Source organism: Vibrio sp. SCSIO 43153 (assembly GCF_023716625.1).
GTDB classification, from domain to species: Bacteria; Pseudomonadota; Gammaproteobacteria; order Enterobacterales; family Vibrionaceae; genus Vibrio; species Vibrio rotiferianus.
This window is the reverse complement of record NZ_CP071855.1, coordinates 3,074,657-3,088,577: the sequence shown is the minus strand read 5'-3', so window position 1 is coordinate 3,088,577 and position 13,921 is coordinate 3,074,657. Positions and strand designations below refer to the sequence as shown.

The 13,921-nt window shown below is 46.2% G+C and carries 13 protein-coding genes; 11 read left to right on the top strand and 2 right to left on the bottom strand.

Annotation, left to right across the window (positions count from 1 at the left end; all coding sequences use genetic code 11):
* Window positions 1–29: 29 nt before the first annotated feature.
* From hfq to hflC, 4 genes are read left to right on the top strand one after another with little or no spacing between them, the layout of a single operon-like run.
* Window positions 30–293: an RNA chaperone Hfq gene (gene hfq / locus J4N37_RS14705; RefSeq protein WP_005438329.1), complete on the top strand. Its 264-nt coding sequence runs from the start codon at window positions 30–32 to the stop codon at window positions 291–293.
* Window positions 294–331: 38 nt separating this feature from the next.
* The gene (hflX, locus tag J4N37_RS14700) at window positions 332–1,621 is read left to right on the top strand and encodes a ribosome rescue GTPase HflX (RefSeq protein WP_010444006.1); all 1,290 of its coding nucleotides are present in this window, start codon (window positions 332–334) and stop codon (window positions 1,619–1,621) included.
* Between the two features lie 45 nt (window positions 1,622–1,666).
* Window positions 1,667–2,869 (top strand): FtsH protease activity modulator HflK, encoded by a 1,203-nt coding sequence (gene hflK / locus J4N37_RS14695; protein ID WP_010444004.1) that lies wholly within the window; start codon window positions 1,667–1,669, stop codon window positions 2,867–2,869.
* Between the two features lie 2 nt (window positions 2,870–2,871).
* Window positions 2,872–3,852, top strand: coding sequence for a protease modulator HflC (hflC, locus tag J4N37_RS14690; RefSeq protein ID WP_071236479.1), 981 nt, complete (start codon window positions 2,872–2,874; stop codon window positions 3,850–3,852).
* Window positions 3,853–3,940: 88 nt separating this feature from the next.
* Here hflC and J4N37_RS14685 read toward each other — a convergent pair whose 3' ends face one another.
* Entirely contained in the window at window positions 3,941–4,126 is a 186-nt protein-coding gene (locus J4N37_RS14685; RefSeq protein ID WP_010444000.1) for a DUF2065 domain-containing protein, read from the bottom strand.
* A 173-nt stretch (window positions 4,127–4,299) separates the two neighbouring features.
* Between J4N37_RS14685 and J4N37_RS14680 the strand changes: the two genes are divergently transcribed.
* Together J4N37_RS14680 and motX are read left to right on the top strand one after the other, a co-directional pair.
* Window positions 4,300–5,616: an adenylosuccinate synthase gene (locus tag J4N37_RS14680; RefSeq protein ID WP_010443999.1), complete on the top strand. Its 1,317-nt coding sequence runs from the start codon at window positions 4,300–4,302 to the stop codon at window positions 5,614–5,616.
* Between the two features lie 231 nt (window positions 5,617–5,847).
* Window positions 5,848–6,483: a flagellar protein MotX gene (motX, locus tag J4N37_RS14675; RefSeq protein WP_012126472.1), complete on the top strand. Its 636-nt coding sequence runs from the start codon at window positions 5,848–5,850 to the stop codon at window positions 6,481–6,483.
* 105 nt (window positions 6,484–6,588) lie between these two features.
* Here motX and hmpA read toward each other — a convergent pair whose 3' ends face one another.
* Complete coding sequence (gene hmpA, locus J4N37_RS14670; protein WP_038884078.1) at window positions 6,589–7,773, bottom strand: NO-inducible flavohemoprotein; 1,185 nt, start codon at window positions 7,771–7,773, stop codon at window positions 6,589–6,591.
* 111 nt (window positions 7,774–7,884) lie between these two features.
* Here hmpA and nsrR point away from each other — a divergent pair, with 111 nt between their 5' ends.
* The 5 genes from nsrR (at window position 7,885) to trpS (ending at window position 13,700) form a co-directional block, all read left to right on the top strand.
* Window positions 7,885–8,310, top strand: a complete 426-nt coding sequence (nsrR, locus tag J4N37_RS14665) for a nitric oxide-sensing transcriptional repressor NsrR (protein ID WP_010443993.1) — start codon at window positions 7,885–7,887, stop codon at window positions 8,308–8,310.
* A 117-nt stretch (window positions 8,311–8,427) separates the two neighbouring features.
* Entirely contained in the window at window positions 8,428–10,914 is a 2,487-nt protein-coding gene (gene rnr, locus J4N37_RS14660) for a ribonuclease R (RefSeq protein WP_252041272.1), read from the top strand.
* 76 nt (window positions 10,915–10,990) lie between these two features.
* Window positions 10,991–11,734: a 23S rRNA (guanosine(2251)-2'-O)-methyltransferase RlmB gene (gene rlmB / locus J4N37_RS14655; protein ID WP_005438340.1), complete on the top strand. Its 744-nt coding sequence runs from the start codon at window positions 10,991–10,993 to the stop codon at window positions 11,732–11,734.
* Window positions 11,735–11,859: 125 nt separating this feature from the next.
* Window positions 11,860–12,546: a phosphoglycolate phosphatase gene (locus tag J4N37_RS14650; RefSeq protein ID WP_252041270.1), complete on the top strand. Its 687-nt coding sequence runs from the start codon at window positions 11,860–11,862 to the stop codon at window positions 12,544–12,546.
* A gap of 116 nt (window positions 12,547–12,662) precedes the next feature.
* Window positions 12,663–13,700, top strand: coding sequence for a tryptophan--tRNA ligase (gene trpS, locus J4N37_RS14645; protein ID WP_005432761.1), 1,038 nt, complete (start codon window positions 12,663–12,665; stop codon window positions 13,698–13,700).
* Window positions 13,701–13,921: the final 221 nt, after the last annotated feature.

The window sequence follows — 13,921 nt, the reverse complement described above, 5'->3', positions numbered from 1 at the left end:
ACAACTACAAATTAAATAAGGAAAATAAAATGGCTAAGGGGCAATCTCTACAAGACCCATTCCTAAATGCGCTACGTCGTGAGCGTATCCCGGTATCTATCTACCTTGTGAACGGTATCAAACTACAAGGTCAGATCGAATCATTCGATCAGTTCGTGATTCTATTGAAAAACACTGTAAATCAAATGGTGTACAAGCACGCAATCTCTACAGTTGTTCCGGCTCGTCCAGTGAGCCACCACAGTGGTGATCGTCCTCAGGGTGACCGTCCACAAGAGAAATCTGAAGATTAATTCTTCATTTAGTATTGTTAAAATAAGGAGTTGATTGCTTGTTTGACCGTTATGAATCCGGTGAGCGAGCCGTACTTGTTCATATCAACTTCACGCAAGAAGGTGAATGGGAAGATCTGGCTGAATTCGAAATGCTGGTTTCTTCCGCTGGGGTTGAGGCGCTACAAGTTGTAACTGGTAGTCGTCAATCCCCACACCCGAAATACTATGTCGGAGAGGGCAAGGCACAAGAAATTGCTACTACGGTGCAATTAACGGGTGCTGAAATTGTGATTTTTAATCACTCCCTCTCTCCTGCCCAAGAACGTAACCTCGAAGCACTGTGCAAATGTCGAGTCCTCGACCGCACTGGTCTCATCCTCGATATTTTTGCCCAACGAGCACGAACACACGAAGGTAAGCTGCAAGTAGAGCTAGCCCAGCTTCGTCATATTTCTACTCGTTTGATTCGTGGTTGGACGCACCTTGAAAGGCAGAAAGGCGGTATCGGTCTACGTGGGCCGGGTGAAACTCAGTTAGAAACTGACCGTCGATTATTGCGTGACAGAATCAAAGCCATCCTTCGCCGACTTGAAAAAGTAGCGAAGCAGCGTGAGCAAGGGCGCCGTGCCCGAAACCGAGCAGAAATCCCAACGATTTCTCTTGTGGGTTACACCAACGCGGGTAAGTCGACACTCTTCAACCGTATAACAGAAGCTGGCGTTTATGCCGCAGATCAACTGTTTGCTACTCTTGATCCTACCTTACGTAAGATAGAGTTAGCAGATGTAGGGCCTGCAATACTTGCAGATACCGTTGGTTTTATCCGACATCTACCTCACGATTTGGTTGCTGCCTTCAAAGCAACCTTGCAAGAAACGCAAGAAGCTGACATTTTGTTACATGTTGTTGATGCCAGTGATGAGCGTTTTCGTGAGAATATTCAAGCTGTTCATGAAGTTTTAGAAGAGATCGACGCACATGAAGTGCCGACGCTCGTAGTAATGAACAAGATTGATAATCTAGAAGAGCAGAAACCACGTATAGAACGTGATGAGGAAGGTATACCTCGTGCGGTCTGGGTCTCTGCGATGGACGGATTGGGCATTGATCTCCTGTTTGATGCGCTGACAGAACGTTTGGCGTCGCAAATGGTTGAGCATCAGTTGCGAATTCCTCCACAGTATCAAGGACGATTCCGTAGTACATTCTTCCAAATGAAGTGTATTCAACGTGAGGAATATGACCAGGAAGGTAACTTGTTGATCGATATTCGAATGCAACAGGTAGATTGGTCTAGACTTGAAAAAAGAGAAGGGGCAGTTTTAGTCGACTTTATAGTCACTTAAAGGACTGCTACAGTATAACGTCATATCAAATGATGGAGCTTTCTAATGGCGTGGAATGAGCCTGGAAATAACAACGGCAACAATGGCCGCGATAATGACCCTTGGGGTAATAATAATCGTGGTGGCCAGCGTCCTGGTGGCCGAGACCAAGGTCCGCCAGATTTAGATGAAGTGTTCAGCAAACTGAGTCAAAAGCTGGGTGGTAAGTTTGGTAAAAAAGGCGGCGGTGGTTCTTCTATCGGCGGTGGCGGTGGCGCAATTGGCTTCGGCGTGATTGCAGTTATTGCGATTGCGGTGTGGTTCTTCGCTGGTTTTTACACCATCGGTGAAGCAGAGCGTGGTGTTGTGCTGCGTTTAGGTAAATACGACCGTATCGTAGACCCAGGTCTGAACTGGCGTCCTCGTTTTATTGATGAATACGAAGCGGTTAACGTGCAAGCGATTCGTTCGTTACGTGCATCTGGTCTAATGCTGACTAAAGATGAAAACGTAGTAACGGTAGCGATGGACGTTCAATACCGTGTTGCTGACCCATACAAATACCTGTACCGCGTAACTAATGCAGACGATAGCTTGCGTCAAGCAACAGATTCTGCACTACGTGCAGTAATTGGTGACTCACTAATGGATAGCATCCTAACAAGTGGTCGTCAGCAAATTCGTCAAAGCACTCAAGAGACACTAAACCAAATTATCGATAGCTACGATATGGGTATCGTGATTGTTGATGTGAACTTCCAGTCTGCGCGTCCGCCAGAGCAAGTTAAAGATGCGTTTGATGATGCAATCGCAGCGCGTGAGGATGAAGAGCGTTTCATCCGTGAAGCAGAAGCGTACAAGAACGAAATCTTGCCGAAGGCAACAGGTCGTGCTGAGCGTTTGAAGAAAGAAGCACAAGGTTACAACGAACGTGTAACCAACGAAGCTCTTGGTCAAGTGGCTCAGTTTGAAAAACTACTGCCTGAATACCAAGCTGCACCAGGTGTAACTCGTGATCGTCTGTACCTAGATGCGATGGAAGAAGTGTACTCCAGCACATCGAAAGTGCTGATTGACTCTGAATCAAGCGGTAATCTTCTATACCTTCCAATTGATAAATTGGCTGGTCAAGAAGGTCAAACAGACACCAAACGTAAATCGAAGTCGACTTCAACGTACGATCACATTCAATTAGAGTCTGAACGTGCTCAGCAAGACACTTCGAACACACAGTCTCGTTCAACTGGTTCACGTCAAGGGAGATACTAGAAATGCGTAAGTTAATGATCCCTGTATTGGTAATCGCACTGGCATTAATGCTGATGTCACTGTTTGTGATTCCTGAAGGTGAGCGTGGTATTGTGGTACGATTCGGTCGTGTCTTGAAAGATAACAACGACATCACTCGTATTTACGAGCCGGGTCTGCATTTCAAAATGCCACTGTTTGATCGAGTTAAGCAGTTAGATGCGCGTATCCAAACAATGGATGGCCGTGCTGACCGTTTCGTAACGTCTGAGAAAAAAGACGTAATCATCGATACCTACGTGAAGTGGCGTATTGAAGATTTCGGTCGTTACTACCTAGCAACTGGCGGTGGTAACACACTGACAGCTGAAGCGCTTCTTGAGCGTAAGGTAACAGACGTGCTACGTGCAGAAATCGGTTCTCGTGAAATCAAGCAAATCGTATCTGGTCCACGCAATAATGACGTACTTCCAGAAGATGCAAACAGTGATGAAGTGAGTACTGAAGCTGCTCGTGAAGCATTGGAAATCGATGGTGAACGTGACCTAATCATGTCTGAAGTGTTGAAAGACACGCGCGATAGTGCAATGAAAGACTTGGGTGTTCGCATCGTTGATTTCCGTATGAAGAAGATCAACCTACCAGATGAGATCAGTGAATCTATCTACCGTCGTATGCGCGCAGAGCGTGAGTCGGTAGCGCGTAAGCACCGTTCTCAAGGTCGTGAAAAAGCAGAAGTAATCCGCGCGCAAGCTGAGCTTGAAGTGGCAACAATTCTTGCAGAAGCAGACAAAACAGCTCGTGTAACACGAGGTGAAGCGGATGCAGAAGCAGCGAAGATCTACGCGAATGCGTACAACAAAGATCCTGAGTTCTTCAGCTTCCTACGTTCTCTAAAAGCTTACGAAAAATCGTTCAGCTCTAAGAGTGACATCCTTGTTCTGGATCCGAAGAGTGAGTTCTTCCAATACATGAACAATGCGAAAGGCGCAGAAGCGAAATAAGCTAAGCGTTACAGCAAATTAAAAAGGCTCCGTGATGGAGCCTTTTTGGTATCTGTTGGATAAATATCGGATAGGCACCGCGAGTATGTTAACTCATCATGATGGCGATTACGGCGCCCGCTACTACTAAACAACCGCCAATGCGACGCAACTGGTTATCCGGTTGCTCACTTAACTGAGCGACCATGTTGCGCCAACCATTTGGGGCGATCAACGGTCCAATACCTTCAACGATCAATACTAGCCCTATCGCTAGCCAAATAGACTCTGACATCATGATCCCTAGTCGAATTCTGAAAAGTAAATATTATCAGTGATGTAGTGATTTCGAAATGAGTAAGATTGGCGAGTTTGCATTCTGGTATCCACTCTGTGAACAAAAAATGACTGCAAGAAGTGTGATTCGGTGCTAGAATCCATTTTTAACTAGCAATCAGACTTGGAAAGATGGGAAATAACGTAGTCGTTCTAGGCACCCAATGGGGTGACGAAGGTAAAGGTAAAATTGTAGACCTTTTAACTGAAGATGCAAAATACGTGGTACGCTACCAAGGCGGTCACAATGCAGGTCACACACTTGTAATTGACGGTGAAAAAACCGTTCTTCACTTAATTCCATCAGGTATCCTTCGCGATAACGTAAAATGCGTTATCGGTAACGGTGTTGTACTATCGCCTGAAGCTCTAATTAAAGAAATGAAACCTCTTGAAGAGCGCGGCATTCCAGTACGCGAACGTCTTTTCATTTCTGAAGCATGTCCTCTAATTCTTCCTTACCACGTTGCAATGGACCAAGCTCGCGAAATCGCTCGCGGTAAAAAAGCTATCGGTACTACTGGTCGTGGTATTGGTCCAGCATACGAAGATAAAGTTGCTCGTCGCGGTCTGCGCGTTGGCGATCTATTCGATATGGAATCTTTCGCTGAGAAACTAAAAGAAGTAATGGAATTCCATAACTTCCAACTAGTTAACTTCTACAAAGCTGAAGCAGTAAGCTACGAAGAAGTACTTGAGCAAGCGAAAGGTTACGCTGAACTACTAACTTCTATGGTTATCGACGTAACTGACGAACTAGACGCAGCACGTAAGCGCGGCGACAAGATCATGTTCGAAGGTGCACAAGGTACGCTACTTGATATCGACCACGGTACTTACCCATACGTAACTTCTTCTAACACAACTGCTGGTGGTGTTGCTGCAGGTTCTGGTTTCGGTCCTCGTCATATCGGTTACATCCTTGGTATCGCGAAAGCTTACTGTACTCGTGTTGGTGCAGGTCCATTCCCGACTGAGCTATACGACGGTCTAGACAAGCAAGATCCAGTAGGTAAACACCTAGGTGAAGTGGGTCACGAGTTCGGTGCGACAACAGGTCGTCTACGCCGTACTGGTTGGTTCGATGCTGTTGCTATGCGTCGTGCAATCCAAATCAACTCTGTATCTGGTTTCTGTCTAACTAAACTAGACGTACTAGATGGTCTAGAAGAGCTAAAAATCTGTACTGGTTACAAGATGGAAGATGGCTCTACGCTAGAAGTTTCTCCGATGGCTGCTGAAGCATTTGAAAAAGCGACGCCTATCTACGAAACAATGCCAGGTTGGTCTGAGAACACATTCGGTGCAAAATCAATCGATGAGCTACCACAAGCTGCTCTAGATTACATCAAGCGTATCGAAGAGCTAACTGGCGTGCCAGTAGACATCATCTCAACTGGTCCTGACCGTAACGAAACCATCATTAAGGTTCACCCATTCGAAGCTTAATCGATACTCGTTAGAGATTTTTAAAAACCGGCTATGATGGCCGGTTTTTTTATATTTGTGAATTAGAACCATTGGTGAAAAATCGTACTCGATATGGCAAGTTGTTGCCGTTAAGATTAGACAGGAGGCAAAATTTGCCTAAAGCTTAACTAACCTTTGCCGATAAGGTAATCAAGCAGAGGAGATCCTTGGCTGATCTTTGGTTTCTTAGATACCTTAAAGAGTACATATATGAAGTTACGAACAGTGGCTGCTTCACTGTTATTGATGCTGAGTGCAACATCGGCTAAGGCAAATGTTGCCGATGTAGGGGCGCCAGTTCCTATCTACACCGAAGCAGAATTGATTAAGCTTATTGAGCAGAATAAGCACCTAGAGCGCGTGCGCGCTGATAACTGCCAGCTAGTGGAAGATATCGTGGCACGTGCGACGCGCATTAACTTGCCGTCTTATGAATTCCTTTATGGCGATATGCTTGCGTGGGGCGTGTGTGTAGAGCAAGACGTAGAGCTTGGTCTTTACTACATGGAAAACGCAGCCCACCAAGGTTTACCTGCAGCGTTAGAGCAACTTGGCCGCTATTACTCTCGCGGTACTTTAGTCCAACAAGATAAAGAACGTGCAATCCCATACCTGCGAGAAGCGGCGGCAATGGGCAACTTAAATGCGCGTATTCATCTTGCTGAGCTATTGCTGCGTGATTACGGTAGCCCTTTGGATTACGAAGATGCCTACCGTTGGCTTTATAATTCGGTGACTGCCGATCAAAGAAAGCACAAACGTATTGCGATGCTGAGAAACGGTCTTGAGCAACGCATGCCACAAAACATTATTGCGCGCGCTAAGCGCCGCGACACCTTCTGGTAGGTGTACTTTTAAAACACCAGTAACTTCATAAAGCTCTGCGAATAGATACAACAAAGCCCACATCATGTGGGCTTTGTTGTTTTTCCCGACGGTAATCGTGAGCGATTAAACGACTTTGTGTGGACCGAAGCACTCGTAATGGAACTGCTCTTGCGCTACGCCAAGCTCAAGCAGTTGTTTCGCGACGTGCTGCATAAAGCCAACCGGGCCACAGAAGTAGACTTGTACGTTGTCTTGCTTAAGGGCTGCTTCAATTTCATTTAAGTTGACGAAACCCGTGAATTGGAAGTCTTCACCAATCTTATCTTCTGCTGTTGGTTGGTTGTACCAAACTAACGAGTTCATGTTTTCTTTTGCATTCACGATTTGGTTTACGTGCTGTTTGAATGCGTGCTGTTGGCCGTTTTCTGCTGCGTGCACCCATGTTACTGGCGCTTGGTGCTCAGAAAGGCTCTCAAGCATCGATAGAGTCGGAGTTAGACCAACGCCCGCTGACACCAAAACAACTGGTGTAGCCGCGTCCACATCCATAAAGAAATCACCCGCAGGTGCAGCAAGTTGTACCTTATCGCCGATGTTCAACTCATCGTGAAGGAAGTTCGATACTTTACCGCCTTGTTCGCGTTTTACCGAGATACGGTAAGTATTTTCTTGAACCGCAGAGGATAGGCTGTATTGGCGAATCTCTTGGTTTTCGAACTTATCGCTGTTGATGTAGATACCTAGGTATTGACCCGGTTTGTACTCAGAAACCACTTCACCATCGGTTGGTTTGAAAACAAAGCTACAGATGTTTTCACTTTCAAGCTGCTTGCCCACCAACTCAAATTCACGCAGCCCACGCCAACCACCTTGAAGTGCAGCATTCTCTTGGTAGATTTGCTCTTCACGTTGAATGAACACGTTTGCAAGTACGCCGTAAGCTTCTGCCCATGCATCAATCACTTCCTGACCCGGAGAGAACAACTCATCGATAGTCGCCAGTAGGTGTGTACCAACGATTTGGTACTGATCTTTAGTGATCATAAAGCTGGTGTGCTTGTGGGCGATCTTCTCTACTGCACCAAGCAGTGCTGGTAGGTTATCGATGTTGGCTGCGTAAGCACAGATAGCATTAAATAGAGCTTCACGTTGGTCACCGTTACGCTGATTGCTCATGTTGAAAATGTCTTTCAACTCAGGGTTATGGGTGAACATACGATCATAAAAGTGCGCGGTTAACTTTGGACCAGTTTCGGCAAGCAGTGGTGCGGTTGCTTTTACGATATCAATGGTTTGATTGCTGAGCATAATGACTTCCTATTTAAAGTTGTATTTATAATGCATGTTTAAAGTTGTATCTCAAATGTATCTTTCGATCAAGAAAAGATTTACACTTTTGCTACTAGAGAGGATAGCAATATGCAGTTAACCAGCTTTACCGATTACGCGCTAAGAACCCTGATTTACTTGGCTTCACTGCCTAAAGATGAGCTGACAAATATTACTGAAGTGACTGATTTATTTGGTGTATCACGGAACCATATGGTGAAGGTGATCAATCGCCTTGGGCAGCTTGGTTATGTGCACACCGTTCGCGGGAAAAATGGCGGTATTCGTTTATTGAAGGCTCCAGAAGAGATTACCGTGGGGGGAGTAGTGCGCGATTTAGAGCCGTTAGATTTGGTGAATTGTTCCGTGGAATTTTGTCACATCACGCCAGCATGCCGCCTAAAAGAAAAGCTCGCCAAAGCGAAAATGGCTTTTCTTGCGGAATTGGATGGCTGCACGATTGAAGAACTATTGAGTGATAATTCGGAACTGCTAATCTTACTCGCTCGTCCATAGTGTTGTTTACGCCTTTAAAATCCTCTTACTAAGACTCTTTTTTAAAGCAATTTCTGTAGCTTATCGAGAGACTCGGATATACTAGCTCTATACCTTCCTTGCTAGATAGGCGTGCCTATGTCAGACAACATTCCAAACGATCCTTTCGCAGATCGTGAATCCAAAAATTACGAAAATCCAATCCCAAGCCGAGAGTTTATTCTTGAGTTTCTAGAAGAAGCGGGCGTGCCGATGAATCGCAATGATTTGTTCGAAGCGCTGAAACTTGAAGGTGAAGAGCAGTACGAAGGTTTGCGCCGTCGATTGCGTGCAATGGAGCGTGATGGTCAGCTCGTGTTTACGCGCCGTCAGTGCTACGCGTTGCCAGAAAAACTCGAGATGGTGAAAGGTTACGTAATTGGCCACAAAGATGGCCATGGTTGGGTTCGTCCAGAAGGCAGTGTTGGCAAGGATAATGACATTGTGCTGCCACATCACCAGATGAAACACATCATCCATGGTGACTACGTATTGGTGCAACCAACTGACAACAGTAAACGTGGTCGTCGTGAAGGGCGTCTTGTGCGCGTTTTAGAAGAGCGCAACACGCAGATCGTGGGTCGTTTCTTCCTTGAATACGGTTACTCATACGTTGTCCCTGATGACTCGCGCATCAGCCAAGACATCCTGATCCCAAATGAGCACAAAGCGGGTGCCCGTATGGGTAATGTGGTTGTGATTGAGATCACCGACCGTGGCTCTCGCTCACGTGGCATGATGGGTAAAGTGGTTGAAGTCCTTGGCGAAAACATGGCGCCAGGTATGGAAACGCAAATTGCAATCCGCACCCACCAGATTCCACACGACTGGCCAGAAGCGGTGGATAAGCAAATCGAAAATCTGGGCGAAGAAGTTCCAGAAGAAGCGAAAGTGGGTCGGGTCGACCTGCGTGACTTACCGTTGGTAACCATTGATGGTGAAGACGCTCGTGACTTCGATGACGCTGTGTACTGTGAGAAGAAAAAGAGCGGCGGTTGGCGCTTATGGGTAGCGATTGCTGACGTAAGTTACTATGTACGTACAGACTCTGCGCTGGATAAAGAAGCCATCAACCGTGGTAACTCGGTGTACTTCCCATCGCAAGTGGTGCCAATGCTACCTGAAGTGCTATCAAACGGTTTGTGTTCACTTAACCCACAGGTAGATCGCTTGTGTATGGTGTGTGAGATGACCATCTCTGACACTGGTAAACTATCGGGCTACAAGCACTACGAAGCCGTGATGAACTCGCACGCTCGTCTGACTTACAACAAAGTGGGCGCGATTCTAGAAGGGGATGAAGAACTACGTATGCGTTATCACGCTGTCGTTCCTCATCTTGAAGAGTTGCACGCGATGTACAAAGTACTTAAAGAAGCGCGTGATAACCGTGGTGCGATCGAATTTGAAACCGTTGAAGCTAAGTTCATCTTCAACGCAGATCGTAAGATTGAAAGCATTGAGCCAGTGATTCGTAACGACGCACATAAGATCATCGAAGAATGTATGATCCTAGCCAACATCGCTTCAGCGTCTTACGTTGAGAAAGCGAAAGAGCCAGCGTTGTACCGTGTTCACGAATCTCCGGGTGAACTGCGCCTGCAAGGTTTCCGCGATTTCCTCGGTGAGCTAGGTCTGGATCTGAAAGGTGGTCTAGAGCCATCACCAACCGACTACGCAGACTTAGTAAAACAAATCGCAGAACGTCAGGACAAAGAACTGATTCAAACCATGCTGCTGCGCTCAATGAAGCAAGCGGTCTACAACGCAGACAATGCCGGTCACTTTGGTCTAGCGCTGAAACGTTACGCGCACTTCACGTCGCCAATTCGCCGCTACCCTGACTTGCTGCTTCACCGCGCAATCAAATATCTGATTGCTAAAGAAGAAGGTCGTAACCAAGATCGTTGGACGCCAACTGGTGGTTACCACTACTCGTTTGACGACATGGATTTCTATGGTGAGCAGTGTTCGATGACAGAGCGCCGTGCAGACGACGCAACTCGTGAAGTGGCTGATTGGTTGAAGTGTGAATACATGCAAGACCACGTTGGCGACGAGTTGGATGGTGTTATTGCCAACGTGACCAGCTTTGGTTTCTTTGTTCGTCTGACTGAGCTGCATATTGATGGTTTGGTGCACATTTCAACACTAGCGAACGACTACTACCAATTTGATCCGATTGGTCAAAGACTTATCGGTGAAAGCTTCGGTAACATCTATCGCCTAGGCGATGCGGTGAAAGTGAAAGTGCTTGCGGTTAACTTAAATGACAAGCAAATTGACTTTGAATTAATCGAAACAAGCCGTAAGCTACGCGGCAAAGGTAAGACTGCGAAGAAACGCGCAGCAGATGCCAAACGCAAAGCGAAAGAGAAAAAACGTGCAGCAACGAAAGGCGGCACGCGTGCGATACCTGCGATTGAGCCCACTAAGCGACCAGAACCTGCAGAAGCAGATAAGCCTCGTAAAGGTGGAGCGAAACGAGGCGACACTGAAGGCGTGAAAAAGCCAAAGAAAGCACGTAAGAAAAAGCCACACAGTAAGTCGAAGAAGAGCAAGCGTACCAACAGCGACGCTCAGTAGGCTGAATCGCCAATCTATTCTGGATACAGAGAGGTAGGTTGGCGTAGGCAATACGACCAGAACAACAGGTTAAATAATGAGTAACGAATTTATCTACGGCATTCACGCAGTGAAAGCGGTATTGGAACGTGAACCAGAACGTTTTATCGAAGCATACGTCCTAAAAGGCCGTCAAGACGATCGCCTAATGCCAATCTTGAATGATCTTCAGGTCTGTGGTGTTTCGATTCAACAAATGACACGTAAAACTTTAGATGACAAAGCGCATGGTGCTAATCACCAAGGCATCATTGCCCGTGTTAAAGCTGCGAAACAGCTTAATGAAAATGACATTGATGGCATCCTAGCGCAGCACGAATCACCGCTACTATTGGTGTTGGATGGCGTGACGGATCCGCATAACTTAGGTGCTTGTCTACGTAATGCCGACGCAGCTGGCGTAGCGGCGATCATCGTACCGAAAGATCGTTCTGCACCGATGAACGCAACCGTAAGCAAAGTGGCTTGTGGTGCAGCTGAAGTCGTGCCATTGATCCGAGTGACTAACTTGGCTCGTACTATGCGTACACTGCAAGAGCAAGGTATCTGGTTTGTTGGTACGGCGGGCGAAGCAACGCACGACATCTACCAAGCAAAACTGACTGGTCCTCTTGCTATCGTTATGGGGGCAGAAGGTGACGGCATGCGTCGTCTGACTCGCGAAACCTGTGATGATTTGATTAAGATCCCAATGGCAGGTAGCGTTTCAAGCTTGAACGTATCTGTGGCATCTGGCATCTGTTTGTTTGAAGCGGTTCGTCAGCGTATTGCTGCAAAGTAATTGCTAGACAAATTTCTAATAAACAAATAGTTACTGCAAAGTCAGACATAATGATAAAAACAAAGGATGGGGTGCCATCCTTTGTCGTTTTCACCGATTTATAAATAAAAATCTTCAGGGAAGTTATGACTCAACAAGACATTAAATTCATCGCCTTTGACCTTGATGGTACGTTGCTTGATAGCGTGCCAGATCTCGCAGTAGCCGCTGACCAAGCGGTACAAGCGCTTGGCTTTCCGCCTGTTTCAGAAGAGCAGGTTCGTGACTACGTCGGTAACGGTGCAGACGTGTTGATCGGTCGTTCATTAAGCCAAAGCCTGACCATCAATCCAGAGCTGAGCGAAGAGCTTCGTGCTAAAGCGCGTGTACTGTTTGATGATTACTATGAGCAAAGCGGTCATAAGCTAAGCCACCTTTACCCAACGGTAAAAGAGACACTAGCAGAACTACATAAAGCGGGCTTTGTTATGGCGTTGGTGACTAACAAACCTTCAAAGTTTGTGCCTGACGTTTTGGAAAAGCACGACATCGCAAAATACTTTGTTGATGTTCTTGGCGGTGATGCATTTCCAGAGAAAAAACCAAACCCAGTCGCACTGAACTGGTTGATGGAAAAACACCAAATTCAGCCAAGTGAAATGCTGATGGTCGGCGATTCGAAAAACGATATCTTGGCGGCGAAGAATGCAGGTTGTGCCTCATTTGGCTTAACTTACGGCTATAACCACGGCGAGCCAATTTCGGCGTCAAACCCAGATTTCGTCGCTGACAGTTTGGCAGAATTATTGGATGTCGTAGCGGTTTCTGCATAACGGCTACAAAAGAGCTTCCAAAATACTCGTTAATGAGTACACTGAGTAAACCGTGCACCTATTACTGCACGGTTTTTTTCATTTAATTAGATTAAGAAGTCAAAGGAATCATTCTAATGAGCAAACCCATTGTATTGAGTGGTGTTCAACCTTCAGGTGAACTAAGTATCGGTAACTACTTGGGTGCTCTACGTCAATGGCAGCAGATGCAAGACGATTATGATTGCCAATACTGTGTGGTAGACCTTCACGCGATTACGGTTCGTCAGGACCCTAAAGCGCTGCATGAAGCGACTCTAGATGCACTGGCGATCTGTCTGGCAGTTGGTGTTGACCCGAAGAAGAGCACGCTATTTGTTCAGTCACACGTACCAGAGCATGCTCAACTTGGTTGGCTTCTTAACTGTTACACCCAAATGGGTGAACTGGGTCGTATGACGCAGTTTAAAGACAAATCTGCACGTTACTCAAACGACAGCTCAAGCCAGTTTGGTGATGTAAACGTGGGTCTGTTTGACTACCCAGTACTGATGGCGGCAGACATCCTGCTTTACGGCGCGCACCAAGTGCCTGTAGGTAGCGACCAGAAGCAACACCTAGAACTAGCGCGTGATATTGCTAACCGCTTTAACAACATCTACTCACCAGAGCAGCCAATCTTCCAAGTGCCAGAGCCTTACATTCCGACGGTAAATGCGCGTGTAATGAGCCTTCAAGACGCAACCAAGAAGATGTCAAAATCTGATGACAACCGTAAGAACGTTATCACGCTGTTGGAAGAGCCTAAGTCGATCATTAAGAAGATCAACAAAGCGCAAACCGACACAGAAACGCCACCGCGTATCGCTCACGATTGGGACAACAAGGCAGGTATCTCTAACCTAATGGGTCTGTACTCTGCAGCAACAGGTATGAGCTTTGAAGAGATTGAAGCGAAATACCAAGGCGTTGAAATGTACGGTCCATTCAAGAAAGACGTTGGTGAAGCTCTAGTTACTATGCTTGAGCCTATTCAAGCTGAATACCACCGTATCCGTGCTGACCGCGCTTACATGAACGAAGTGATGAAGCAAGGCGCTGAGAAAGCATCGGCACGCGCGGCTGAAACGTTGAAGAAAGCGTACGAAGCAGTAGGTTTTGTTGCTCGCCCATAGGCAAAACTCGAATATAAGAAAGCTCCACCTTTGGTGGAGCTTTTTTTATGTCTGTTTACTAATGAGCAGAAATAAACCTGTCTTTAGTTTTAAAGTAATGAGCTTTTAATCTTAATTATCCATATAACATGCTAGAGAAACCAAAACTGAGCAATAACTCTAACTTTTGTTTTTAACCTCTTTAGTTATTGTATTTGTTACAAAAACTGTTTAAAGGATCT